19 protein-coding genes and 2 tRNA genes are annotated in these 25,009 nt (G+C 46.6%); 8 read left to right on the top strand and 13 right to left on the bottom strand.

The genetic code is table 11. The features are described from left to right. Positions 1 to 163: 163 nt before the first annotated feature. Positions 164 to 889, bottom strand: coding sequence for a DNA repair protein RecO (gene recO, locus CIK98_RS04555; protein ID WP_094383097.1), 726 nt, complete (start codon positions 887 to 889; stop codon positions 164 to 166). Positions 890 to 1,043: 154 nt separating this feature from the next. On the opposite strand from recO, the gene CIK98_RS17960 reads away from it, so the two are divergent. From CIK98_RS17960 to CIK98_RS04575, 5 genes are all read left to right on the top strand, one after another. Then, positions 1,044 to 1,115: transfer RNA gene (locus CIK98_RS17960), tRNA-Glu, on the top strand. A gap of 27 nt (positions 1,116 to 1,142) precedes the next feature. Next, positions 1,143 to 1,397: a 30S ribosomal protein S20 gene (gene rpsT, locus CIK98_RS04560; RefSeq protein WP_094383098.1), complete on the top strand. Its 255-nt coding sequence runs from the start codon at positions 1,143 to 1,145 to the stop codon at positions 1,395 to 1,397. Between the two features lie 161 nt (positions 1,398 to 1,558). Continuing rightward, positions 1,559 to 3,532, top strand: coding sequence for a DNA topoisomerase (ATP-hydrolyzing) subunit B (gene gyrB, locus CIK98_RS04565; RefSeq protein WP_094383099.1), 1,974 nt, complete (start codon positions 1,559 to 1,561; stop codon positions 3,530 to 3,532). Positions 3,533 to 3,645: 113 nt separating this feature from the next. After that, positions 3,646 to 6,024, top strand: coding sequence for a glycoside hydrolase N-terminal domain-containing protein (locus CIK98_RS04570; RefSeq protein ID WP_094383100.1), 2,379 nt, complete (start codon positions 3,646 to 3,648; stop codon positions 6,022 to 6,024). Further along, positions 6,021 to 6,905, top strand: coding sequence for a hypothetical protein (locus CIK98_RS04575; RefSeq protein WP_094383101.1), 885 nt, complete (start codon positions 6,021 to 6,023; stop codon positions 6,903 to 6,905). The genes CIK98_RS04570 and CIK98_RS04575 overlap by 4 nt, the downstream gene beginning before the upstream one ends. A gap of 59 nt (positions 6,906 to 6,964) precedes the next feature. On the opposite strand, the gene CIK98_RS04580 is transcribed toward CIK98_RS04575, so the two are convergent. Next, positions 6,965 to 7,040 (bottom strand) — tRNA-Pro (locus CIK98_RS04580). Between the two features lie 156 nt (positions 7,041 to 7,196). Then, a complete protein-coding gene (gene murF / locus CIK98_RS04585) occupies positions 7,197 to 8,495 on the bottom strand; it encodes a UDP-N-acetylmuramoyl-tripeptide--D-alanyl-D-alanine ligase (protein WP_094383102.1) in 1,299 nt (432 codons plus the stop codon). A gap of 149 nt (positions 8,496 to 8,644) precedes the next feature. Between murF and folP the strand changes: the two genes are divergently transcribed. From folP to CIK98_RS04600, 3 genes are read left to right on the top strand one after another with little or no spacing between them, the layout of a single operon-like run. Further along, complete coding sequence (gene folP / locus CIK98_RS04590) at positions 8,645 to 9,478, top strand: dihydropteroate synthase (RefSeq protein WP_094383103.1); 834 nt, start codon at positions 8,645 to 8,647, stop codon at positions 9,476 to 9,478. Between the two features lie 2 nt (positions 9,479 to 9,480). Then, the gene (gene cdaA / locus CIK98_RS04595) at positions 9,481 to 10,254 is read left to right on the top strand and encodes a diadenylate cyclase CdaA (protein WP_094383104.1); all 774 of its coding nucleotides are present in this window, start codon (positions 9,481 to 9,483) and stop codon (positions 10,252 to 10,254) included. Positions 10,255 to 10,261: 7 nt separating this feature from the next. Continuing rightward, positions 10,262 to 11,194, top strand: a complete 933-nt coding sequence (locus tag CIK98_RS04600) for an acyltransferase (protein WP_094383105.1) — start codon at positions 10,262 to 10,264, stop codon at positions 11,192 to 11,194. Positions 11,195 to 11,213: 19 nt separating this feature from the next. Here the strand turns inward: CIK98_RS04600 and CIK98_RS04605 are convergent, their stop codons facing one another. The 10 genes from CIK98_RS04605 to CIK98_RS04650 form a co-directional block, all read right to left on the bottom strand. Beyond that, positions 11,214 to 12,428 carry an L-serine ammonia-lyase gene (locus tag CIK98_RS04605; protein ID WP_094383106.1) on the bottom strand — a complete coding sequence of 405 codons (1,215 nt, stop codon included), beginning with the start codon at positions 12,426 to 12,428 and terminating at the stop codon, positions 11,214 to 11,216. Between the two features lie 38 nt (positions 12,429 to 12,466). Then, a complete protein-coding gene (locus tag CIK98_RS04610) occupies positions 12,467 to 13,078 on the bottom strand; it encodes a ribonuclease HII (protein ID WP_094383107.1) in 612 nt (203 codons plus the stop codon). A gap of 11 nt (positions 13,079 to 13,089) precedes the next feature. Then, a complete protein-coding gene (locus tag CIK98_RS04615) occupies positions 13,090 to 14,304 on the bottom strand; it encodes an aminotransferase class V-fold PLP-dependent enzyme (protein WP_094383108.1) in 1,215 nt (404 codons plus the stop codon). A gap of 39 nt (positions 14,305 to 14,343) precedes the next feature. Next, positions 14,344 to 15,681, bottom strand: a complete 1,338-nt coding sequence (gene sufD / locus CIK98_RS04620; RefSeq protein WP_094383109.1) for a Fe-S cluster assembly protein SufD — start codon at positions 15,679 to 15,681, stop codon at positions 14,344 to 14,346. A 16-nt stretch (positions 15,682 to 15,697) separates the two neighbouring features. Further along, positions 15,698 to 16,456 carry a Fe-S cluster assembly ATPase SufC gene (gene sufC, locus CIK98_RS04625; protein ID WP_094383110.1) on the bottom strand — a complete coding sequence of 253 codons (759 nt, stop codon included), beginning with the start codon at positions 16,454 to 16,456 and terminating at the stop codon, positions 15,698 to 15,700. A 58-nt stretch (positions 16,457 to 16,514) separates the two neighbouring features. Then, positions 16,515 to 17,960: a Fe-S cluster assembly protein SufB gene (sufB, locus tag CIK98_RS04630; protein WP_094383111.1), complete on the bottom strand. Its 1,446-nt coding sequence runs from the start codon at positions 17,958 to 17,960 to the stop codon at positions 16,515 to 16,517. Positions 17,961 to 17,968: 8 nt separating this feature from the next. Further along, complete coding sequence (gene infB, locus CIK98_RS04635; RefSeq protein ID WP_371683240.1) at positions 17,969 to 21,031, bottom strand: translation initiation factor IF-2; 3,063 nt, start codon at positions 21,029 to 21,031, stop codon at positions 17,969 to 17,971. A gap of 185 nt (positions 21,032 to 21,216) precedes the next feature. Further along, on the bottom strand, positions 21,217 to 22,479 hold the full coding sequence (nusA, locus tag CIK98_RS04640; protein ID WP_094383113.1) for a transcription termination factor NusA: 1,263 nt from the start codon (positions 22,477 to 22,479) through the stop codon (positions 21,217 to 21,219). 6 nt (positions 22,480 to 22,485) lie between these two features. Next, complete coding sequence (rimP, locus tag CIK98_RS04645; RefSeq protein ID WP_094383114.1) at positions 22,486 to 22,953, bottom strand: ribosome assembly cofactor RimP; 468 nt, start codon at positions 22,951 to 22,953, stop codon at positions 22,486 to 22,488. Positions 22,954 to 23,160: 207 nt separating this feature from the next. Next, positions 23,161 to 24,834 (bottom strand): S41 family peptidase, encoded by a 1,674-nt coding sequence (locus tag CIK98_RS04650; protein WP_094383115.1) that lies wholly within the window; start codon positions 24,832 to 24,834, stop codon positions 23,161 to 23,163. Positions 24,835 to 25,009 lie beyond the last annotated feature (175 nt).

Genomic DNA, 25,009 nt, shown 5'->3' on the forward strand with positions numbered 1-25,009 from the left:
GCTACTGACGTTGAATCGAAAAAAAAGGCGAGGAGCGATCCCCGCCTTCTTTTTTTATTGCCATATCCAGAGGCTCAAGTCGCTCCACGCTCCTCACTCGCCGCTCCTCTCTCCACATTTCTCACTACTCTCTCATCTATAAATATAATAAGGTGTAAAGTTGCTATGAATAAACAGAGCGTAACACTTCAAGCGACTTCAATTCGGGAAAATCTGGTAGGTGGAGGCGATAGTATGCTACGAGAACATCAAGGAGTCTGTTGCGCTGAGAGCGTGTGAGATGAAAGAGGTGCATGGTGCGGTAGTTCATTCTCATCATGGTACTTACTATTGCCGATTCTCTGATGTCGAGGAAATCGTGGTGGGGAGGAATGGTATTGACGAACGTGCTGCCTATGAGGTCGAAGAAGCAGCCTTCGGTATAATGGTCAAGGTTGGGCATGAAGCCTAAGAACAGCGTTAGTCGCAGCAAGAACACTATATGGAAATTGGCAACGTTATTGTCGGTAAGGTCAAACCATTTTATGCTGTCAGAAATGAAATTGAAGAGAGAGGCATTGTCTTGTTCTCCTTTTAAGGCATGATAGAGGAAATCGGAAATAAACAATGCGACGGTAGCTTTCTCAGGCCTGAACGGTATGGAAGTGAAAGCGTAAGACATGGAAGCCTCCCTCAGTTTCTGTAGCCCCTGTCGCTGTTTCATGTCGGCTTCGATGTCAAGCAGTGTGAGCGGTGTGAAAATACTTTTCGGAAATTTCGATTTTTTTCCTGTAGAAACGTTTACCGCCACTGCCATCCTTCCCATGTCGAGTGTGAAGAGGTCGACAATGAGACGGTTGTCGGTGTACTTAAACGAATTCAGCACCACTGCCTTTGTCTTTATTAGCATAACGATTTATCTTGGTTTTTGCTGCAAAGATAGGTAAAAAACGACATTTTAGAGCAGCGTAAGCAGAAAAATAAGATAAAAAATGAATTTTTTCGAGAAAATATTTGGAGGAATGAAATAAAAGCCGTAACTTTGCACCCGCAAAACGAGACACGGTCCCTTCGTCTATCGGTTAGGACGAGAGATTTTCATTCTCTAAAGAGGAGTTCGACTCTCCTAGGGACTACAAAATAAAAAAAGAATAAATAACAAGATGGCAAATCACAAATCATCAATTAAGAGAATCCGTCAGGACAAGAAGAGGACTCTGCATAACAAGTATTATGCAAAGACGATGCGCAACGCCGTTCGCAAGTTGCGTGCTATCACAGACAAGGAAGAGGCTGTGAAGTTGTATCCGAGTGTACAGAAGATGTTGGACAAGTTGTCTAAGACAAACATCATCCACAAGAACAAGGCAGCGAACATCAAGTCAAGCCTTGCTTTGCACATCAACAAGCTGGGATAATCAAAACTACAACAAGAATACAAGACAGGTTGCTTTCAATTGAAGGCAACCTGTTTTTGTATGTCGTGACATTAACTCATTTTTATAAAAAAAGACCTTAAATATTTCTCTATTTCAGAATTTTATTGTAACTTTGCGCAATAATTTTGACTAACATTAAAATGGCAGAAGACATAATCAAAGAAAGCAATTATTCCGCGAGTAATATACAGGTGCTCGAGGGACTTGAGGCCGTGCGAAAGCGCCCGGCGATGTATATCGGAGACATCAGCGAGAAGGGTCTGCACCATCTTGTAAATGAAACCGTAGACAACTCTATCGACGAGGCAATGGCTGGATATTGCACACATATCGAAGTGACCATAAACCAGGACGAGTCGATTACCGTACAGGACAACGGACGAGGAATACCAGTGGACGAACACGAAAAGCTTCACAAGTCGGCATTGGAGGTCGTCATGACTGTATTGCATGCCGGAGGAAAGTTCGACAAAGGATCCTATAAAGTCAGCGGCGGATTGCATGGAGTTGGCGTGAGTTGCGTCAACGCTCTTTCTTCCCGCATGATGTCCCAAGTGTTCCGCGACGGAAAAATATACCAGCAGGAATATGAGAAGGGAAAGCCGCTATATCCAGTGAAGATTGTTGGAGAGACAGAACTCAGAGGAACAAGGCAGCAGTTTTGGCCTGACCCAACTGTGTTCACCACCACTACATACAAATACGATATCATAGCAAAGCGTATGCGTGAATTGGCATATCTGAACGCAGGTATAACCATCACGCTTACCGACCTTCGTCCCGACGAAGAGGGTAATACAAGGCAGGAAGTGTTCCATGCCAAGGACGGACTGAAAGAATTTGTGCGCTATGTCGACCGTCATCGCACACACCTCTTCGACGATGTCATATATCTCAAGACCGAGAAACAAGGAGTGCCCATCGAAGTGGCGGTGATGTACAACACCGACTACAGCGAGAATATCCACTCATACGTAAACAACATCAACACCATAGAGGGCGGAACTCATCTTGTAGGCTTCCGTATGGCGCTCACCCGTACGTTGAAGAAATATGCCGATGCCGATCCTGTAATATCAAAGCAGATAGAGAAGGCAAAAATAGAGATTGCAGGAGAAGATTTCCGCGAAGGACTGACTGCTGTAATATCCATTAAGGTGGCTGAGCCACAGTTTGAGGGTCAGACAAAGACAAAGCTCGGCAACTCGGAGGTGACAGGAGCCGTGCAGCAGGCAGTGGGAGAGGCTCTCACATACTATCTAGAAGAACACCCGAAAGAAGCAAAGCAGATTTGCGACAAGGTGATTTTGGCTGCCACTGCGCGTATTGCTGCACGCAAAGCAAGGGAAAGCGTGCAGAGAAAGAATCCAATGACGGGAGGCGGACTGCCAGGAAAACTTGCCGACTGCTCAAACAAGGACCCCAAAGAATGCGAGATTTTCCTCGTGGAGGGAGACTCTGCCGGTGGCTCGGCAAAACAGGGACGCGACCGATACACGCAGGCTATACTACCTCTGCGCGGAAAGATTCTCAATGTTGAGAAGGTGATGTGGCATAAGGTGTTTGAAAGTGAGTCGGTGATGAACATCATACAGAGCATTGGCGTAAGGTTCGGTGTTGAAGGTGAAGGCGACAAGGAAGCCAACATTGACAAGCTGCGTTACGACAAGATAATAATCATGACCGACGCCGATGTCGATGGCTCACACATCGACACGCTCATCATGACACTCTTTTACCGCTTCATGCCAAAAGTCATACAGGAGGGGCATCTATATATCGCCACACCTCCGCTCTACCTCTGCACATATAAGAATCAGGCAAAGGAATACTGCTATACAGACCAGCAGCGTCAAGCCTTCCTCGACAAATGGGGTAATGGAGTAGAAGATGGCAAGACCATTCACACACAGCGATACAAAGGTCTTGGAGAGATGAATCCAGAGCAACTCTGGGAAACCACAATGAATCCACAGACACGACTCCTCAAGCAGGTGACAATAGAAAATGCTGCGGAAGCAGACGAGATATTCTCTATGCTCATGGGCGACGATGTCGAGCCACGAAGAGAGTTTATAGAGAAGAACGCAACATACGCTAATATTGATGCGTAGAAGACTAAGGAGTGAGGAAAGAGGAGTGGGGAGAGAGAAGTGAGATTTTCCTCACATCTCTTTCCCCCTTTATCTTCAAAAAGATCCCTATCACTAACAAAACATAACATTTTATGAAACAGATTACACTTTTGCTGACATTGCTTCTTGGCATAAATGCCACCGCGCAGAATCTACCCTTGAAACTTTGGTATGACAGCCCTGCTGAGTTTTTTGAAGAGTCGTTGCCTATTGGTAACGGAAAGATAGGGGCTCTCATTTATGGCGGCGTAGACGAAAACGTCATTTACCTTAACGATATCACAATGTGGACAGGAAAACCTGTAAACAGAAACGATGACGCAGGAGCTTCAAAATGGATTCCTGAAATAAGAAAAGCTCTATTCAATGAAGACTATGCGCTTGCTGACTCACTGCAGCTGAATGTGCAAGGACATAACTCCCAGTTCTACCAACCGCTGCTCACTATGCTCATCGAAGACCTCAACTGTAGGGCAAACAGGACAGAGCCGGTGGTTAAGGCTACTGACTACTATCGTGAGTTAGATCTTAATCAAGCCATTTGCCGCGACCGCTATGAAAAAGACGGAGTGACATATGAGCGTGAATACTTCGCCTCCCATCCAGATCGTCTCATAGCCATAAGACTAAAGTCAAGCGTTCCGGGGAAGCTGAATTTCAGAGTGTCGCTCACAGGACAAACTCCACACAAGGCAAAAGCATCTTCACAACAAATCACAGTCACCGGTCATGCCACTGGCGACGAGATGCATTCCATACACTTCTGCTCAATACTGAAGGCAGCCGCTCAAGGGGGAAACGTGCATGCCGCCGACTCCACCATAACCATTACCGGAGCCAACACCGCAACATTGTATTTTGTAAACCAAACAAGTTTCAACGGGAGCCGCAACCATCCAGTGAAACAAGGAGCCGACTATCTGGCAAATGCTGCCGACGACGCATGGCATCTCGTGAACTTCACCTACGAACAATTGCGCAACCGCCATTTGGCTGACTATTGTGAGCTTTTCAGTCGCTTCAGACTCAAACTTGGCAATCCGTCCTACGATGAAAACCGTACTACAGCCAAGCAACTGCTGGACTATACTGACAATAAAGGAGGCAATCCGTATCTTGAGACTCTCTATACTCAATATGGCAGATACCTGCTGATATGTAGTTCACGAACCCCATCCGTTCCAGCCAATCTTCAAGGTCTTTGGACACCACACCTCTACTCACCATGGCGAGGCAACTATACAGTGAACATCAACCTCGAGGAGAACTACTGGCCCGCAGAAGTGTCAAACTTGCCAGAGATGACCATGCCACTCGACGGATTCATCAAGGCTCTTGCCGAAAACGGGAAGTACACTGCACTGAACTATTATGGCATAACACAAGGATGGTGTTCAAGCCACAATAGTGACATTTGGGCAATGACAAACCCCGTGGGAGAGAAAAACGAGAAGCCGGAATGGGCTAACTGGAATATGGGAGGAGCATGGCTCGTAAATGCCCTGTGGGACCACTATCAGTATACCCAGGACAAAGAATACCTCAAGGAAGTGGCATATCCACTAATGCGAGGAGCCGCAGAGTTTTGCATCGCATGGCTCATAGAAAACCCAAAGCAACCTGGAGAACTGATTACGGCACCTTCGACATCGCCCGAAAATGAATATAAAACCACAGAAGGCTATCACGGAATGACATGTTATGGAGGTACTGCCGACCTTGCCATCATGCGGGAACTATTCAAGAACACCATCGCCGCGGCAGAAGTGCTTGGCATTGACGCTGACTTCAGTAATAAGCTCGAAGAGACCACGGCCAAGTTGCATCCATATACCATTGGAAGCCGCGGAAATCTTCAGGAGTGGTATTATGACTGGGAGGATTGGGACTGGCAGCACCGCCATCAGTCACACCTTATTGGACTTTATCCAGGAACCCACATTACCGCAGCAAATCCAGAGCTAATGGCAGCATGCCAGAAGTCGCTTGAGATTAAGGGCGACTACACCACAGGATGGAGCACCGGATGGCGCATTAATCTTTGGGCAAGGCTTGGAAAGGCAGAACAGGCATACCACATATTCCAGAAACTCCTCACCTATGTTAGTCCAGATAAATACAATGGCACCGACCGCCGACGCTCAGGAGGCACATATCCCAACCTCTTTGATGCACATCCACCATTCCAGATTGACGGAAACTTTGGTGGCACTGCCGGTGTGTGCGAGATGCTGCTTCAGGGCGACGGCAACACCATCACGCTGCTTCCAGCACTGCCACAACAGTGGAATGAGGGCGAAGTGAGCGGAATACGTGCTCGTGGAGGACATGAGATAAGCATGGTATGGAGTGGAGGTAAGGTCACTCAGCTCTCGATAAAGTCGGTTAATGACGGAAAGCTTGTCGTTAACTTCAACGGAGAGTCGAAGACCATAAAGACGAAGGGAGGACAGAAGGTAGTGATACTATGATAAAGACTTTCATCATAGCATTTCTCACATTATTATTTACAACATCGGCAAGAGCCACCGGATGGTCACACCAATGGATCAATGCCGGCGATTCTTGCCGAGAGTCTCAGATATGGTTTGTGAAGTTGCTCAGTCTGCAGAAAATAGTGAGTCGGGCGTTTGTTGATGCAGCAAGCAATGGAAGAATCCAAATATATGCCAATGGCTATAACGTTACGACAAGTGTGCTATCTCCTTATCACGACACCGACAAGACACTTGGAAGCTTGCATTGCGAAGTCACTCCATTCATTACCGATACCATTTGCCACCTGAAGGTGTGGTATTCACCCTTTCTCGCCGACTATCCAGATAGACAACTTTCGCTAACCATCTATGGCACCTACACCGATGGTACCACCTTCGCATTTGCCTGCGACGACTCATGGTCGTGGACGTCAGTAGATGCCACCACTTCCATTAACACCACCGAAACAGAGACCATAGCCCCCATAGACATGTCGTTGCTTTATACCGACTTGCCCATGCCCCAGCTTCTTCCAGTCGCCATAAACCATACAAGAGATGCCATATCCCATTTTGAGCCTCAATACATACGCCACATCCACCAGTGCCAGCTAGTAGATTCCACAGCCACCTCGCTCACCTATCTTGCCCCAAGGCCTTTTAAGGGTTGGACAAGGGTTACGATGCGCGGAATGAGACGTGGAGTCACTGTTTCGATTGATGGACTTAACTACATTTGTAGCGGAAATACCGACGAACAGGCATGTAGAAGGTTTACCATACAACGAGATAAAAAGCAGACAGTGAAGATACTGTCGACAAGCGGAATAAGTAAGAGTAATATCATGTCAGTAGAGGCCATAGAGATATGGTGAGAAGAAATAATGTATACAAAAAAGCGGCGGCAAGTGAGTTTATCTCGCTTGCCGCCGTTTGGTCGGGATGAGGCGACTCGAACGCCCGACCCCTACGTCCCGAACGTAGTGCGCTACCAACTGCGCTACATCCCGCCATTTTTTCAATGCGGCTGCAAAGGTACACAATTTTTTTGAAACTCGTGCATGATTTGCGAAAAAAAAACTCTTTCTTTGCAATTTAGTTCTTCTTTACCTTTCTTTCATATACTCATAGAAGCGTATGAAGATGGTATAGTAAGAAGGAAACGATCAAAGCAGTTCTGGCAGTTGAAAGAGTTTTATGCCATTGCTGCCTTTAATTAGGATGAAATAGCCAGAAGGCTTATTTGCTTCCAAGGCTGCTTTCACCTCTTCGATGTCGTTAAATTTTCTGAACCGACAGTTTGTCTTCTTAAACTCCTCTCCCACAAGCCATACATTGTCAAGGCCAGACTCAGAAAGGAAGTCGGCTATCTTTTGGTGTTCCACGGCGCTGGATTCCCCAAGTTCCCTCATGTCGCCCAATATAGCCATCTTGGGAGACACTTCCATGTCGCGGAAGTTTTTCAGTGCCGCCATCATGCTTGTAGGGTTAGCGTTATATGCATCCACAATGAGGTGGTTGCAGGCTGTCTCTGTAAGTTGCGAGCGGTTATTGCTTGGTGTGTAGCTGGAGAGGGCGGTGTCAATCTGTTCAGGTGTCACACCAAATTCAAGTCCGATACATGCCGCAGCAAGCATGTTCATGATATTGTAGCTGCCAATGAGATGAGTTTGCACCACATGCCATTCGTTGCCATCGGTCCACCTGAATTTTAGAAGCGGAGCGCACGACACAACCTGTCCCCTTACCTTAAGCCTATGGTTTTCGACAGTGCCGTATTCCACAAGCTCCAATCCTGTGGCTATGTCCATAAGATGCCGGTTGCCAGCGTCAATAAATACCTTTGAGTTTTTGTTCTCACGCAAGAAGTCGTACAACTCTCCTTTTGTGCTTACCACTCCCTCAAACGAACCGAAGCCTTGAAGGTGAGCCATTCCCACATTAGTGATTATCCCATATTGAGGCTCCACAATGTCCACGAGCGTCTTTATGTCCCCAGGATGACTTGCGCCCATTTCCACTACTGCAATCTCATGCTCTTTACTCAGTCTGAACAATGTTTTAGGCACCCCCACGTCGTTGTTGAAGTTACCTTGGGTAAACAGCACGTTATACCTTTGTGACAGTACAGCCGAAACGAGTTCCTTTGTGGTAGTCTTTCCGTTGGTGCCGGTAATACCAATCACTGGAATGTTAAATCGTCTTCTATGCTCTCTTGCCAATAGTTGGAATGTTTTCAGGCAGTTATCAACAAGGATGTAGCGTTTGTCGCCTTCCACGTAATATTCCTTTTCGTCAACCACAACGAAGGCGCATCCTTTTTCAATAGCCGCCGCCGCAAATTTGTTTCCATCGAACGATTCTCCCTTCAGCGCGATAAATATGGAGCCCTTTGGACAGTCGCGGCTATCAGTTGTAATCACAGGATGGCTTTTGTAAATATCATAAAGTTCTGTAATCTCCATTTTTTTTCTTCAAATTTTCTGCAAAGGTAGCTCAAATAGTGATAAGAACAAAACAAAATGCCTTTAAAAAATCCAAAAACTATCATATTTATTTGGTTCTTTGCATAACTTGTACTACATTTGCATACAATTAAACATTAATCGAATTTATGTATCAAACAATAAATGTCAATGGCCGCTTGATAGACCTTTCCACCCCTCATGTGATGGGTATTCTGAATGTCACTCCCGACTCATTTTATGCAGGCAGTCGTAAGCAGACGGAGAAAGAAATAGCAGAACGTACAAATCAGATTATTTCCGAGGGAGGCACAATGATAGACATCGGCGCCTTTTCAACACGCCCTGGCGCACCGCAGGTGAGTGAGTCTGAAGAGATGGAGAGGTTGCGTCGTGGCTTGCAGATAGTACGTCGCGAACAGCCTGACGCAGTGTTGTCGGTAGACACCTTCCGTCCCGATGTGGCTCGTATGGCTGTTGAGGAATATGGCGTTGGCATGGTCAACGATGTGTCGGAAGGAGGCATAACAGGAGTTGTCAATACTCCTTTGGAGCAGGACGAAGGGCCTTATCCCTCCATATTCCGCATGGTGGCACGTCTTGGCGTTCCATACATTCTTATGTCTGTAAAGAACAATCTTGAAGCCATGATACCCGCTTTTGCCAAGGAAGTCAATCAACTGCATGAGTTAGGGGTGAAAGACATAATCCTCGACCCGGGATTTGGTTTTGGAAAGAGCTTAGACGAAAACTATGCCCTTCTTGCAAAAATGGAACAGTTGCAGTCGCTCGACTTGCCTTTGCTGGTAGGTGTGTCTCGCAAGTCGATGATATTCAGGCTTCTTGACACCGATCCTTCAGGTTCGCTCAACGGGACATCTGTAATACATACGATAGCGGTAGAGAAGGGAGCCAACATTCTTCGTGTACACGACGTGAAGGAAGCTGTGGAAGTAGTGAAAATAGTAAACAAGATAATGTAGGTATGTTTTTCGAATTTGGATTGAAGGATATCATAGATATAGTCCTGGTAGCATTGATGCTGTTCTATATTTACCGGCTTATGAAAGAGTCGAGTTCGCTCAACGTCTTCATAGGCATCATGATGTTTGTGGTGCTTTGGCTTTTTGTGTCTGAGATATTGGAGATGCGACTGTTGGGTAGCATCATGGACCAGCTGGTGAGTGTAGGAGTTATAGGTTTGATAGTGTTGTTTCAAGAAGACATACGCAAGTTCCTCTTCAATCTAGGCGCGCATCAGCGCATGAAGGTGTTTATGGAGATTTTTTCCAATAGCAAGGATAAGAAGAAGACTCACGACAAGGAATCAATAGTGCCGATTGTGTTGGCCTGTATGAATATGTCGAAGAAGAAGGTAGGTGCCTTGATAGTCATAGAGCGTCTTTCACCCCTTGACGAAATAGTGAAGACAGGCGACCTGATAGATGCGAATATCAACCAGCGTCTGATAGAAAACATCTTTTTCAAGAACTCTCCACTTCACGATGGCGCGATGATAATAGCTCAGAAACGCATCAAGGCTGCCGGATGTATACTTCCGGTGTCTCACGACATGAACATACCAAAGGAACTTGGCTTGCGTCATCGTGCCGCAATGGGCATGTCGCAGGATAGCGACTCTGTGGTGATAGTGGTGTCAGAAGAAACTGGCTCTATCTCGGTGGCGATTAAGGGGCAGTTCCAGCTTCGCTTGTCGGCAGAGAAATTGGAGAGTATACTTACCAAGGAACTAAACTGACCTCTGTATGTCTACAATGAAGAAGTTTGAGGAGATAGACTATGTGCGCAGCGTGTTGATGGCTATAGTGATATTGGTTCACATAGTCAATTTCGGTACGCTTTATCCTATGTTCAAACAAAGCATGTTCACTTTCTTCATGCCTGCTTTTCTCATTATCACGGGTTATCTTGTCAACATAGAGAAGTCTGTCGGTGGGTTTTTGAAATATTTCCTTCGTCTTGTCTTGCCTTACGTTATCATGGTGACGTCGTTTTCTGTCCTGTCGGTTTTCTTGCCGGTGAGAGATGGTCTCACTTCGCTATCGCTCGAGGCAGTGTGCGAGAGGGTGTTTGTAAGGTCTATCGGTCCTTATTGGTTTTTTTATGATATGATAGTGTGTGGTACGGCTTATTACGTTGTTTTTCGTCTTTTCCCGTCCCTTTCTAAAGTGTCTCGTCTGTCGCTATTTGCTTTTTCCCTTTATTTGCTTGCTTTTTTTCTGCCTCTTCTCACTCCTGCTGACGCTACGTTATTTTTCATGGGGGCAGTACTGCGTCAGAATGAAGTGTCCTTTGTAAAGGCTTTTCCGGCTTCTGTCTTCTCCTTGTTGCCATTTCTTGTGTTAATATTTCAGCCTGAGCTGTGGCATAAGTGGATATGTCTTGTCTTGCCGTTTTTTGCGGTGTCGTTTTTGTTGTGGTGTCATGGCAAGACGCCTGAGCGGTTTCGTGTGGTGATGTGCTACTTTGGCCGCAACACTCTTCCGGTTTATATCTTCCATCCCATATTTACCATGATGTCAAAATTCTATCTTCCATTGTTTTCCTTCGACAGAAGTGGAATCGTTCATGCCGTGGTGACTATAGTTGTATGTTTTGTAGGAAGCATAATGATAGCAAAAACTCTCGACAAGTCCGGTCTGTCGAGAGTATTTGGGGTAGTGAAGCTGTTAAGATAACAGTATTGAGTTTTATTATTTACGAAAGCTTGATGTCAAGAGTAGTAGCTAGGCCGCCTTCGCTTGTCTCTTTGTAAAGAGAAGGAATGTCGTGACCAGTCTGTTTCATCACGTTTATCACCTTGTCGTAAGACACACGGTGGATTCCGTCGGAGAACGAAGCGTAGATATTGCTGTCGAGTGCACGAGCAGCGGCGAAAGCGTTACGTTCGATACAAGGTATTTGTACCAGTCCGCAAACGGGGTCGCAAGTCATACCCAAGTGATGTTCGAGTCCCATTTCGGCAGCATATTCAATTTGCGACGGACTACCACCAAAAAGTTGGCACGCTGCAGCCGAAGCCATGGCGCAGGCCACTCCCACCTCTCCTTGGCATCCCACATCGGCACCCGATATTGAAGCGTTAGTCTTGGCCACATTGCCCACGATGCCCGCTGTAGCTATTGCATGTATTATCTTTTCGTCGCTGAAATGATGTCCGCGTGAGAGATGGTAGAGCACCGCAGGCAGCACACCACACGAACCACATGTGGGAGCAGTGACAATAATGCCTCCCGAGGCATTCTCTTCGCTCACGGCAAGGGCATAGCTATATACAAGACCTCTGGTTTGCAGATTGCGCTGATATCCCGATGCCTTGACGTAGTAAGTGCTGGCCTTTCTTGAAAGGTTCAGAGGTCCAGGAAGTCGTCCTTCGGTGTTGATGCCACGTTCCACCGCATCCTGCATGGCCTTCCACACCTTCATCAGGTAGTCCCAAATATCAGGCCCTTCTGTTATGTCCACATATTCCCAGTAGTTTCTTCCGTTGTCGTAGCACCATTTCATTATCTCCGTCATGGTGTTCATGTCATAAACGTCGTGCTCCACATGGTTGCCTGCGTCTTTCCCTTCCGAGAGAGCACCGCCGCCAACGCTATATACGGTCCATTCCTCCATTGTCTTGCCCTCCTCATCTTTCGAAACGAAGCGCATGCCGTTAGGGTGAAAAGGAAGGAATATTGTTGGTTCCCACAATAAATTCACCTTTGCCACTGGCGATAGAATATCGAGAATGGCACTATCTGTCTGGTGACCTTTACCTGTCGCTGCAAGACTGCCGTAAAGTGTCACTTCAAATTCTTTTGCTTTTTTATTCCGTTCGAGGAAAATCTTTGCTGCCATTTGTGGGCCCATGGTATGGCTGCTCGATGGCCCTTTTCCTATTCTGAATAATTCTTTTAATGATTTCATAACTTATGTCCAGTGTGAGAATATGGTCATCATCTTGTCTACTCTTCCTTAAACACCAATGACAGTTGAGTGTCGCCCAAGAGGTTGAAAGTGCGTCGGTGGTAGGGAGTGGCTCCATGTGTTTTTATGGCCTCGCGATGCTTCTTTGTAGGATATCCCTTATTTCCTTTCCAGTCATATTGAGGGTATTCTGCATCAAGTTGGCGCATGTAGTCGTCGCGGTATGTCTTGGCAAGAATGCTAGCGGCTGCTATCGACAGATATTTCCCGTCGCCTTTCACTATGGTGGAGTAGGGTATGTCGCGATAAGGTTTGAAGCGGTTGCCGTCTACAATCACTGCCTCGGGCCTCACCTTAAGTTGGTCGAGGGCTCTGTGCATTGCAAGAATGGAAGCGTTGAGAATATTCACTTTGTCAATCTCCTCTGGAGTGACAATACCTACTGCCCATGCCACGGCCTCTTTTTGGATAACCTCTCTCAATGCATATCTGCTTTTTTCAGAGAGTTGTTTAGAGTCGTTGAGAAGTTCGTTGTGATAGCCTGGAGGCAATATCACTGCCGCAGCGAAGACACTGCCAGCAAGACATCCTCGTCCCGCTTCGTCGCATCCCGCTTCGGTCATTCCCTCGTAGAAACAGTTTTTCAGCATAACCTTCTTTTCTAAAACATTTTCACCACTCTCTCTATGCCGTTGGCCAGCACGTCAATCTCCTCCTTTGTGTTGTATAAGGCAAATGAAGCCCTTACTGTGCCTTGTATGCCGAGGCGATCCATCAGCGGTTGTGCGCAATGGTGACCAGTCCTGACGGCGATGCCAAGTCTGTCGAGTAGTGTGCCCATGTCGAGATGGTGGATGTTTCCCACGAGAAACGACACCACGGCATCTTTACCCTTCACAGTGCCAAACAGTCTCATTCCGTCGATAGCTTCCAGTCTTTTCATACAGTATTCCGTAAGCTCCTGCTCGTGGCGAGAGATGTTGTCGATGCCGATGTTCTCAATATATTTTATGGCCGTTGCCAGTCCGTGTGTAGCCACATAGTCAGGTGTGCCAGCCTCAAACTTGAATGGCAGGCGCTCGAAAGTGGTTTTTTCGAAGCTCACACTTTCAATCATTTCGCCACCACCCTGATAAGGAGGCAGTTTGTCGAGCCACTGTTCCTTTCCATATAGCACACCGATGCCAGTAGGTCCATACATCTTATGTCCGCTGAACACAAAAAAGTCGCAGTCGATGTCTTGTACGTCTACACGGAAGTGAGGTGTCGACTGAGCTCCGTCAATCATGGCAGGCACGCCATGGTCGTGAGCAATTTTCACGATCTGTTTCACTGGGTTGACCGTGCCAAGCACGTTGCTCACATGAGCAACACTAACCAATTTTGTGTGCTCGTTGAACATTTTCTCGTATTCCTTAATGTCTAGTTTCCCCGTTTCGTCCATAGGGATAACCCTTATGGCAATGCCCTTTTTTGCCGCCTGCAGTTGCCAAGGCACTATGTTGGAGTGGTGTTCCATAACCGACACAATCACCTCGTCGCCCTCCTTCATCATCTCCTCTGTAAACGATGCAGCCACGAGGTTGAGACCCTCGGTTGTGCCTCTGGTGAAGATGATTTCCGATGTCGATGGTGCGTTGATGAATCTTCTCACTGTTTCTCTAGCCTCCTCATGTAGGTCGGTAGCCTGTTGTGAGAGATAATGCACACCTCGGTGAACGTTGGCGTTGACGTTGAGATATTCCTCTCTCATGGCGTCGAGCACACACAAAGGCTTTTGTGTAGTGGCTGCATTGTCGAGATATACCAGCGGTTTGTTGTACACCATTCTCGACAAAATTGGAAAATCTTCCCTTATCTTTTGAATATCAAACATGAGTCATAAATTATCTATAACACATAAAACTACCCAAACCTACTTACATAGCTTGCAACCCTCACACTTGCTGAGTTCACCTCTGAACCTTTTCTCCACGAGATGGTGCAGGCGGTCGCGTAGAGGTTCGAGCTTTATTGTGTCGATCACCTCATTGACGAATGCGAATTCCAACAACAGCTTAGCTTCTTTTTCCGATATTCCCCTTTGTCTCATGTAGAACATGGCAGCGTCGTTGAGTTGTCCCACAGTAGAGCCGTGGCTGCATTTCACGTCGTCGGCATAAATCTCCAGCATGGGTTGAGTATACATGCGAGCTTCTCGTGTAGCACAGATGTTCTGGTTGCGTTCTTCGGAAGTGGTCTTTTGAGCTCCCTGACGCACGAGCACCTTTCCTGCGAAAGCTCCAATAGCCTTTCCATCGAGCACGTATTTGTACAGTTCCTTGCTGTCGCAGTGTGGAGCGATATGCTCGATGAGTGTGTTGTTGTCCACCACTTGGTTCTTGTCGGCAATGGCACATCCGTTCAGCACACACTCTGCCCCTTCGCCACTTAGCAACAGGTCTGTACGGTTTCTTGTCACTCCATTATGCAGGGTGATGATGTTATGATTCACTCTGCTATTAGCTTTTTGGTCGATATACAAGTTGCTCACCCTTACGTTTTTCTCGTGTGTCTCTTCCATGCAGTAGAGGTCGAGCGAAGCGTTTTCTTCCACGAATGCCTCAATCACCTGTGTAGCGAGGAAGTGTCGGTCGTCGGCGGCATGGTCGCAGAAGAGCAGTTTTATTTCAGCCCCTTTTTCTACGACGATGAGAACACGCCTGTTAACCATTAGGTCGACATCCGACCTAAGAATGTTTATCACCTGCACAGCCCGTTCTACCCTAACGTTTTTCGGTACATATACGAGCAGACCATCTTGAGCGAGCATAGTGTTCAGGGCTGTGATGCCATCGTCGGATGTTTTAGCTAGTTTTGCATAATACATTCCGACGAGTTCCGGATTATTTTCGGCAACCTCTTTTAGCGACCCTATTATCACACCCTCCGGCAGTTGCGCCTTTGGTGAGTTTTTGGCGTAGAAAGCGTCGTTTACAACGAAATAAAGCGACGTGCTGAGGTTAGGCACATCGCATCTGAATGCGTTGTAAGGGTTGACAGGAATGTCGAGTCGTTTAAGGTTCAAGCCATAGTCAGGTTCGAAGAGTTTCTTCATGTCGGTATACTTATATCTCTCTATTTTTTTCGATGGAATACCGAGTCTTTTGAAATCTTCGAAAGCAATGTCTCTCGCATTGTTCATCACGTCTGCGCTATGTTCCCTAATCAAAGGTCGACACTGTTCGTATAGTTCAATATATTGATTTTTCATTTAAAACAATCTTCCACTATTCATTTAAAGCGCTTTCTGCCTTTATCCAATCATAACCTCTTTCCTGTATTTCCTTGGCAAGTTCAGGACCGGCAGTCTTCACTATGCGTCCTTTGTATAGCACGTGTACGACGTCTGGCTTTATCATGTCGAGAAGTCGGTCGTAGTGTGTGATGACTATGGTGCTGGTGTCAGGCATGTGTAGCTTGTTCACACCTTCTGCCACAATTCTCATGGCGTCGACGTCGAGTCCTGAGTCGGTTTCGTCAAGAATAGCCAGTTTCGGTTCGAGCATTGCCATTTGGAAAATTTCGTTTCTTTTTTTCTCTCCGCCGCTGAATCCCTCGTTCACCGACCTGTTAGCGAGTTTGGAGTCGAGTTCTACGATAGCTCTTTTTTGTTTCATGAGTTTTAGGAACTCGGCAGCAGGCAGAGGTTCTTTACCTTGATACTTCCGTTTTTCGTTTATGGCGGCTCTCATGAAGTTGGTCATCGACACCCCAGGTATCTCCACTGGATATTGGAAAGAGAGGAAGAGGCCTTCGTGAGCTCTCTCTTCGGGTTTCATGTCGAGCAAGTTTTTCCCGTTGAAGAAAGCGGTGCCGGCAGTCACTTCATAAAGAGGGTTTCCGACGAGCACAGCCGAGAGAGTAGACTTTCCCGAGCCGTTAGGTCCCATGATGGCATGAGTTTCGCCGTCACGAATTGTGAGGTTGATACCTCTTAGTATTTCTTTGTCGCCTATTTTGGCGCATAAATCTCTTACTTCTAACATTTTTTTTTAATTTATTTATTCAAGTTTCGCATGGGCTCAACTCCTGTCTCCATACTCCTCAACCTACAGTTCCCTCTAACGACACGTTCAAGAGTTTCTGTGCTTCTACGGCAAACTCCATCGGCAGTTTGTTGAGCACCTCTTTTGCGTATCCGTTTACAATCAGTCCTACAGCCTGTTCTGTTGGTATGCCACGTTGGTTGCAGTAGAAGAGTTGGTCTTCGCTTATTTTGCTTGTTGTGGCCTCGTGTTCCACTATGGCCGTGTCGTTGTGTATGTCCATGTATGGGAAGGTGTGGGCGCCGCAAAGGCTGCCCAAGAGCAGTGAGTCGCACGACGAGTAATTTCGTGCGTTGTCGGCATTGGCTGTAGCTCTCACCAGTCCTCTGTATGAGTTTTGGCTGTGTCCTGCCGATATTCCCTTTGAGATGATGGTGCTTTTGGTGTTTTTACCCATGTGTATCATCTTCGTTCCCGTGTCAGCTTCTTGGTAGTTGTTGGTCACTGCCACACTGTAAAATTCTGCTTGTGAATAGTCGCCGCGAAGCACACACGACGGATATTTCCATGTGATGGCAGATCCAGTTTCAACTTGGGTCCACGAGAGTTTGCTGTTATTTCCTCTGAGGTCGCCTCTCTTGGTAACGAGGTTCAGCACACCACCGTTTCCGTTCTCGTCGCCAGGATACCAGTTTTGCACTGTAGAGTATTTCACTTCCGCGTTGTTCATCACCACAATCTCCACAATAGCGGCGTGTAGTTGGTTCTCGTCTCTCATGGGAGCGGTACATCCCTCGAGATACGACACGTAAGCATCGTCGTCGGCAATGATGAGTGTTCTTTCAAACTGTCCAGTGTTTCGGGCGTTGATTCGGAAGTAGCTGCTCAGTTCCATTGGGCATCTGACACCCTTAGGAATATAAACGAACGAGCCGTCGCTGAACACTGCGCTGTTTAGGGCAGCGAAGAAGTTGTCGGTGTATGGCACCACAGTTCCGAGATATTGCCTCACGATATCGGGATGGTCTTTTATGGCATCTCCAATAGAGCAGAAAATGATACCTTTTTCGGCGAGTTTTTCCTTGAATGTAGTTTTAACCGACACAGAGTCCATGATTGCATCCACAGCCACTCCGCTCAGAGCGAGTCTTTCCTCGAGAGGAATGCCTAACTTGTCGAATGTTTTCATGAGTTCAGGGTCGATATCCCTTTTCTCCTGCTTTTTCTTCATGGCCATAGGGTCAGCATAGTACGAAATAGCCTGATAGTCAATAGGGGGCACATTGACGTGTCCCCATTTAGGTTCCTCCATTTTTGTCCAATGTCGGAAAGCTTTCAGACGGAAATCGAGCATCCATTCCGGCTCATCTTTCTTTTGTGATATGAGCCTTACGACGTCCTCGTTCAGTCCTTTTTCTATTATTTCAGTATGAACGTCGGTGGTGAAGCCATATTCATATTTCTGCTCCGCCACTCGACGTACAAAAGCATTTTTTTCAGTCATTTTTCAAATTACAACTTTTGCTCCACTTCAATTTCAGTGAAGGTCTCAATGATGTCACCTTGCTGTATGTCGTTGAAGTTGACGAGAGAGATACCGCATTCAAAGTTGGCAGCCACCTCTTTCACGTCGTCCTTGTATCTCTTTAGAGCGTTGATGTCGCCTGTGTGAACCACGATACCGTCTCGTATGAGGCGGGCTTTGTCTGTGCGGTGAACCTTTCCTTCGGTGACGAAAGCACCAGCCACCGTACCGACCTTTGAGATTTTGTATACTTCCCGCACCTCGACTTGACCAGTAGCCACCTCTTTCTTGACTTTTTCGAGCATGCCTTCCATGGCAGAGTGTATGTCGTCGATGGCGTCGTAGATTACGGAGTAGGTATTGATTTCCACACCCTCACGTTCAGCCAGTCTCTTTGCCTCCACGGAAGGTCTCACTTGGAATCCCACAATCATACCCTTTGCCGTTGATGCGAGCATCACGTCGTTTTCTGATATCTGTCCTACTGCTTTGAGTATCACGTTCACCTGCACTTTTTCTGTAGACATCTTGATGAACGAGTCTGACAGGGCTTCCACCGAACCTTGGGTGTCGGCTTTTACCACAAGGTTGAGTTCGTGGAACTCTCCGAGAGCCACTCTGTGGGCTATTTCCTCGAGAGAGAGTGTGGTGGCTGTACGTAGGCTCTGTTCTCGCTGCAGTTGAGTACGCTTGTTGGCAATTTCTTTTGCCTCCTGTTCAGTGTCCATGATATGGAAGGAGTCACCTGCCTGAGGAGCTCCGTTGAGTCCGAGTATGGTAGCTGGTTCTGACGGCAAAGCCTTTTCGATGCGCTGATTTCTCTCGTTGAACATTGCCTTGATGCGTCCATGGCTTGTACCTGCTATCACGATGTCGCCCACTTTCAGCGTACCGTTAGAAACGAGCACCGTTGAGACGTATCCGCGACCTTTGTCGAGCGACGATTCTATGACAGAACCGGTAGCTTTTCTGTTAGGATTAGCTTTGAGGTCCAGCATTTCAGCTTCGAGTAGCACCTTTTCGAGCAGTTCTTGCACGCCGATGCCCTTTTTGGCTGATATTTCCTGACACTGGTACTTTCCGCCCCATTCCTCCACGAGAAGGTTCATGTTAGCCAAGTCCTCACGTATTTTGTCAGGGTTAGCCCCCGGCTTGTCAATTTTGTTGATGGCAAACACCATAGGCACGTTGGCGGCTTGAGCGTGAGCGATGGCCTCTTTGGTGGTTGGCATGACGCTATCGTCGGCTGCGATGATGATGATGGCGATGTCGGTCACCTGTGCTCCTCGGGCACGCATGGCGGTGAATGCCTCGTGACCTGGAGTGTCAAGGAAGGTGATCTGTCGTCCGTCGCCAAGAGTCACGTTGTATGCACCGATATGCTGAGTGATGCCTCCAGCCTCGCCTGCTATGACGTTAGATTTTCTGATATGGTCGAGCAGCGATGTCTTTCCATGGTCGACATGACCCATAACTGTGACGATTGGAGCTCTGGGCACGAGGTCGTTTTCGTCGTCGACTTCTTCGCTGACAGCCTCGCTCACTTCCGCGCTTACATATTCAGTCTTGAATCCGAACTCGTCAGCCACGATGTTGATGGTTTCAGCGTCGAGTCTCTGGTTGATAGACACCATGATGCCGATGCTCATGCAAGTGCCGATGACTTGGTTTACCGGCACGTTCATCATGGTAGCCAGTTCGCTTACGGTCACAAACTCTGTGAGTTTCAGGGTTTTGCTTTCAGCAGCCTGTTCCATCAGCTCTTCGTTGAGACGCTCTTGCACGGCTTCACGTTTCTCCCTTCTGTATTTTGCACCCTTTTTGTTTTGGTTTTTATTGGTGAGACGTGCAAGTGTTTCCTTTACCTGGCGTGCCACATCTTCCTCGTTTACCTCAATAGGCTTTTGAGGCTTGTTTTTGGCTTTGTTCTTGTTTTTGCCTCCGCCTCCTTGCTGGTTGTTGGCATTACCTTGGTTGTTGGCGTTGCCTTGGTTGTTGCCACCTCTATTTTTTTTCTTTTTGTTCGACCCGCCTTGGTTAGCTGCAGCTTCTATGTCAACTCTCTCATTATTGATGCGCACTCTTTTCTTTCTTTCGCCATTGTGGATGGCTTTTTCCTCTCTTTCCTTTCTTCTTTCCTCTTTGGTTTTTTTCTTTGGTCTTGTGCTTTGGTTGAGAGCGTCAAGGTCGATTTTTCCGAGCACGTTCACCTTAGGAGCAAGTTTTTTCTCGCTTCTGAGTGTGAATATTTTGTTGTCGTTTCTCGCCTCTTGAGTCTGTTTGTTTTGACTATTATCGATAGAAGCCGCTGATTTTCCGTTTTGTCGGTTCTGATTTGAGTTCTGATTGGAATTATTGTCCACTTTGGTATTTTTTTGGTTGGATTGCGAATTGCCCATGTCGTTTTGCATCGCATCCTTTCCGTTCTGATTTATCTTTTCGCTTTTGACGTTTTCGTTGCTTTCTATTGCCTTTTGTTTTGTCTCGGGCAATATTATATTATTATTGTCTGTCGTCATTTCGGTTTCGGCCTTTTTGACATTGTCAATGTTGTCGGCCTTTTCCGTAGAGTTTGAATCTGAGGCTTTTGGTGCGTTTTTTTCGTTGTTGGCAGTATTGTCGTTATTCTGCTTGTTGATGTTAATTTGTTGAGATTTGTCCACCTCGTTGCGCTCAGTCGTATTCCCCTTGTTAAGGCTTTCGGCAGTAGTCTTAATTTCGGGTTTTGTCTCAATAGCATCAGATGAGGCCTTGGCAGGCTTGCCAATGCTATCAAGGTCGATTTTTCCGAGAGGAGTGTACTTCTGCACTTTTTTGACTAGGTCGTCTGCTTTGGTGTTAGAAATTTTCTTCTCGGCTTTTCTTTCCTTTCCTTTTTTAGCAAGCTTCTCAGCCTCATTCTTAATGTCCTTGTCGCCTTTGAATTGGCTGACGAGGGCATTATACTGCTCATCTGAAATCTTGGTAGAGAGGTTAGCGTCTTCTGCTATCTCTCCCAGACTTTTCTTGTTTCTCAGGAAATCAACTGCCGTTTGAAGTCCTATATTCAATTCTGTTAAAACTTTATTTAATCTGATGCCCACGATAATTTATTTTTTTAGTTTCGCATGTGCTCAACTTTGTGGAGTTTTTACGTTTTCTCCCTTTCTAAGGTTGAGTTATAATGCATATTGAAAATAATGAATACTATATTTTTGTCTCGCATGTGCTCATGCTTTGTGTGAGTTCAACACGCTTACTGTTCGAACTCAGCTTTGAGCACTCCGAGAACCTGGTCAACGGTTTCTTCCTCGAGGTCGGCCTTTTCGATAAGCATTTCGCGTGGAGCGTTTATCACAGCTTTTGCAGTGTCGAGTCCGATAGCTTTGATAGCATCAATTACCCACTGGTCGATTTCGTCGGAGAATTCGTCGAGGTAGATATCTTCGTCGGCTTCGTTTTCGCCCACTACGCGGAACACGTCGATGGTATATTCTGTCAGCATGCTGGCAAGCTTGATGTTCATACCGCCACGTCCGATGGCTAACGACACTTGGTCGGGCTGCAGGTAAACCTCAGCTTTTTTGTTTGCTTGGTCTACTGTGATGCTGGTTACGGTGGCTGGTGCGAGAGCACGTTGTATGTAGAGCTGAATATTGTTTGAGAAGTTTATCACGTCGATATTCTCGTTGCATAGTTCTTTTACTATGCCAGCCACACGGCTTCCCTTTACTCCAACGCAAGCTCCCACGGGGTCGATGCGGTCATCGTAGCTTTCCACTGCCACTTTAGCTCTGTCTCCGGGCATACGGGCCACACCTCGTATAGAGATCATTCCTTCGCTCACCTCAGGCACTTCGGCTTCCAGCATTCTTTCGAGGAATTTTGGTGATGTTCTGCTGAGAATGATTCTTGGGTTGTTGTTATCGTTGTCTACTCTGAGCACCACGGCCTTAACAGTTTCACCTTTTCTGTAGTTGTCGCGCGAGATTTGCTCGTTTTTCGGCAGGTGTAGCTCGTTGCCCTCGTCGTCGATGAGCAGTACCTCTTTTTTCCATATTTGGTAAACTTCTGCGCTGACCACAGTTCCCACTTTGTCTTTATATTTGTTGTAGAGAGCGTCGTGTTCGAGTTCGAGTATTTTCGAAGCCAATGTTTGTCTGAGGTTAAGGATGGCACGACGTCCGAACTTGCTGAAGTTCACCTCTTCGCTCACTTCCTCTCCGATCTCGTAGTCGGGAGCTATTTTCTGTGCATCGGTGAGTGAGATTTGCTTGTTTTCGTCAGCCACTTCGCCGTCAGCCACAACAATTCTGTTGCGGTGAATCTCGAAGTCGCCCTTGTCGGGATTGACAATGACGTCGAAGTTTGCGTCGCTGCCGAATATTTTCGCAATCACGTTGCGGAAGCTTTCTTCGAGCACGCTGACGAGAGTGGTTCGGTCGATGTTCTTTGTCTCCTTAAATTCCTGGAAGGTTTCGATCATGCTCGGTCCCTTCTCTTCTGTTTTTGCTGCCATAGCTGATTACTTGAAACTTAATAAGTATTTTGTATATTTTATATTATTCATGTTGTAAGTCTTGTCTACTTCCACCTTCACTGGACGTTTTTTCCCTTCCACCTTTTGTTTTTCTGTAATGGTAATGGAGAAACAGTCGCCGTCAACGTCTTTCAGTACTCCTTGTACTTTTTTCCCTTCGTTGTCGAGCACTTCCACTTGTTTTCCTATGTGGTTGATGTATTGTTGTGCTACTTTAAATGGTTGCCCGATGCCAGCCGACCCTACTTCGAGTTCATAGTCGCCTATATTCTCTCCCAGTCGCTCTTGCAATAACCGGCTGAGGTCGGCGCAGTCTTCAATCCATACGCCGTCGGCATGGTCGATTTCCACCACTATACGGTCGTCGTTAGTAAACATCACGTCGACGAGGAAGTAATCATTACCTGTCAACCATTCATCTACAATTGTCTTAACTTCTTTTTTCTCTATCATATCTATATTAAAAAACTGTGTCCCTTGCATGCTTTACCAAGGCGTGCTGCAGGGTAATAAAACAAGAATGAGGAGCTTTCTCTGAAGCCCCTCATTCCACTGAACGGTGCAAAGGTACGGAAAAAATCTGAAATTCTCGCTACAAAGCTAAGAATTAACCTTTTCGTTAATGTTATTTAACTAAAGAGTGGAGAGTAGAGTGATTTCTCACTGTTCACTCTTTGCTACTTTCTCCAGCACGCTTTTGTATTCTTCCTCATTTTCGAGCAGTCTCACGGCTTCTTTGAGTTGTTTGTCGTGATACATTATGTTTTCTATAGCTCCGGCTTCATAATAGTAAGCGGCCACTATGTCTTGTTCAATCATTTCTTTCAGAGTGGCTTTCTCTTTTTCTATATCCCGGGCCACGTTGTGTTTCAGCTTTTTCCTTAGGGCTTCGAATTCTTCTTTCGCGTCTTGGTAGTAACCCTCAAACCGTGCCAACTTCTCCAGTTGGTCGAGTGCCTTGTCACTTTCGGGGTCGTAGTTGAAACCGCTGCTCACCACTCTCTGTTTGAAGTCTTCGAAGTCGGCGTCGGAGAGTCTGAATTCCTTTGGCGGAGCTATCGAGTCGTGTTTTGCCACATAGTCGGCCACATAGTCAAACATCACCTCCATGGAGTCTAGCCGGTCGATATAGAAAGCGATGTTGGGCAAGGTGTCGGGTTTCACCTCCACGTCTGGTTTTATGCCTCCTCCGTCGCGCACCTCGCGTCGGTTTTTAGTGTAGAATACTCTGGTGAGGCTATCGGGTATGCTTTCTTTATATCCGCCTCCGCTGTGCTTGTAGTTTACGGCCTGTATGCATCTGCCGCTTGGAATGAAATATTTTCCTGTGGTGAGTTTCAGGCTTCCGTTGTATGGCATGTCGATGGTGGCTTGTACCAAACCTTTACCATACGTGCGCGTACCTAATATTATCGCTCTGTCGAGGTCCTGTAGTGCACCGCAGGTTATTTCGCTCGAGCTGGCTGTCATGCCGCTCACCAGCACCACTATGGGCATCAGTGTGTCTACAGGTTCGAGCCTTGTCATATAGTCGTGGTTAGCTTGCGGCAGCTTGCCTTTCTGCTTTATGATGAGAGTTTCTTTCGGTACCCATAGGTTGATGATGTCTACAGCCTCTTGCACCGACCCGCCTCCGTTTTCCCTAAGGTCGAACACGAGATTTTTTGCGCCTTTGTTTTTCAGGTCAATAAATGCCTTTCTCACGTTTCTTGCGCAACCGTCGGTGTATGACCTGAAGTTGATGTATCCCGTGTTGTCTCCAATCATTCCATAGTAAGGGATGTCGGCTTCCTTAATGTTTTGCCTTGTGATTTTCAGTTTTAAGGTTTTACCTGTTGATGGTCGTTTTACTTTCAGTACAAACGAAGTTCCGGCAGTGCCTCTGAGGTGTTCGCTCACGTATTTTGTGTCTTTCCCCCTCATGTCCAGATTGTCGATGCTGAGTATTATGTCGCCCTTCTTCAGTCCTGCCAAGTCGGCAGGCATTCCTTTGTACGGTTGGTCAATCACGGTAGCCTTCAGTCTTTGGTGCCATCTTATAATCGAACCAATACCGGCATACTTGCCTGTGATCATGAGTTTGAGGTCTTTGGTTTTTTCCTCCGGATAGTATTCTGTGTAAGGGTCGAGACTGTTGAGCATGGCCTTAATGCCGTTGCCAATCACCTCCTGTGGGTTGAGCGTGTCGACATACATTAAGTCGAGTCCCTTGTAAATATTGTTAAACACGTCGAGGTTTTTCGCCACCTCGAAATTATGGTTTTTCACCTCTTGCGCATTCAAGCAAGCCGTTGTGGCCAAAAAGAATAGCAGAGCCGCTAATGATTTCTTCATATCTACAGACATTATTATTTTTGGTTGCAAAATTACAGTATTATATGGGAAAAGCACAATAAATTGCCATAAAAATAAAAAAAATAGGGCTTTTCGGCCATTTTTTTTGAAAAACGTTTGGTGGTTTCGAAATTTCGTCGTACCTTTGCAGCGCAAATCAGAAATGATGCGCATA

The sequence above is a fragment of the Prevotella sp. P2-180 genome (assembly GCF_002251435.1).
Lineage (GTDB): Bacteria > Bacteroidota > Bacteroidia > Bacteroidales > Bacteroidaceae > Prevotella.

Bases quoted from the DNA above. Each gene is read 5' to 3' on its own strand.
- recO (WP_094383097.1), bottom strand. From the start codon at position 889: ATGCTAATAAAGACAAAGGCAGTGGTGCTGAATTCGTTTAAGTACACC.
- rpsT (WP_094383098.1), top strand. From the start codon at position 1,143: ATGGCAAATCACAAATCATCAATTAAGAGAATCCGTCAGGACAAGAAG.
- gyrB (WP_094383099.1), top strand. From the start codon at position 1,559: ATGGCAGAAGACATAATCAAAGAAAGCAATTATTCCGCGAGTAATATA.
- CIK98_RS04570 (WP_094383100.1), top strand. From the start codon at position 3,646: ATGAAACAGATTACACTTTTGCTGACATTGCTTCTTGGCATAAATGCC.
- CIK98_RS04575 (WP_094383101.1), top strand. From the start codon at position 6,021: ATGATAAAGACTTTCATCATAGCATTTCTCACATTATTATTTACAACA.
- murF (WP_094383102.1), bottom strand. From the start codon at position 8,495: ATGGAGATTACAGAACTTTATGATATTTACAAAAGCCATCCTGTGATT.
- folP (WP_094383103.1), top strand. From the start codon at position 8,645: ATGTATCAAACAATAAATGTCAATGGCCGCTTGATAGACCTTTCCACC.
- cdaA (WP_094383104.1), top strand. From the start codon at position 9,481: ATGTTTTTCGAATTTGGATTGAAGGATATCATAGATATAGTCCTGGTA.
- CIK98_RS04600 (WP_094383105.1), top strand. From the start codon at position 10,262: ATGTCTACAATGAAGAAGTTTGAGGAGATAGACTATGTGCGCAGCGTG.
- CIK98_RS04605 (WP_094383106.1), bottom strand. From the start codon at position 12,428: ATGAAATCATTAAAAGAATTATTCAGAATAGGAAAAGGGCCATCGAGC.
- CIK98_RS04610 (WP_094383107.1), bottom strand. From the start codon at position 13,078: ATGCTGAAAAACTGTTTCTACGAGGGAATGACCGAAGCGGGATGCGAC.
- CIK98_RS04615 (WP_094383108.1), bottom strand. From the start codon at position 14,304: ATGTTTGATATTCAAAAGATAAGGGAAGATTTTCCAATTTTGTCGAGA.
- sufD (WP_094383109.1), bottom strand. From the start codon at position 15,681: ATGAAAAATCAATATATTGAACTATACGAACAGTGTCGACCTTTGATT.
- sufC (WP_094383110.1), bottom strand. From the start codon at position 16,456: ATGTTAGAAGTAAGAGATTTATGCGCCAAAATAGGCGACAAAGAAATA.
- sufB (WP_094383111.1), bottom strand. From the start codon at position 17,960: ATGACTGAAAAAAATGCTTTTGTACGTCGAGTGGCGGAGCAGAAATAT.
- nusA (WP_094383113.1), bottom strand. From the start codon at position 22,479: ATGGCAGCAAAAACAGAAGAGAAGGGACCGAGCATGATCGAAACCTTC.
- rimP (WP_094383114.1), bottom strand. From the start codon at position 22,953: ATGATAGAGAAAAAAGAAGTTAAGACAATTGTAGATGAATGGTTGACA.
- CIK98_RS04650 (WP_094383115.1), bottom strand. From the start codon at position 24,834: ATGAAGAAATCATTAGCGGCTCTGCTATTCTTTTTGGCCACAACGGCT.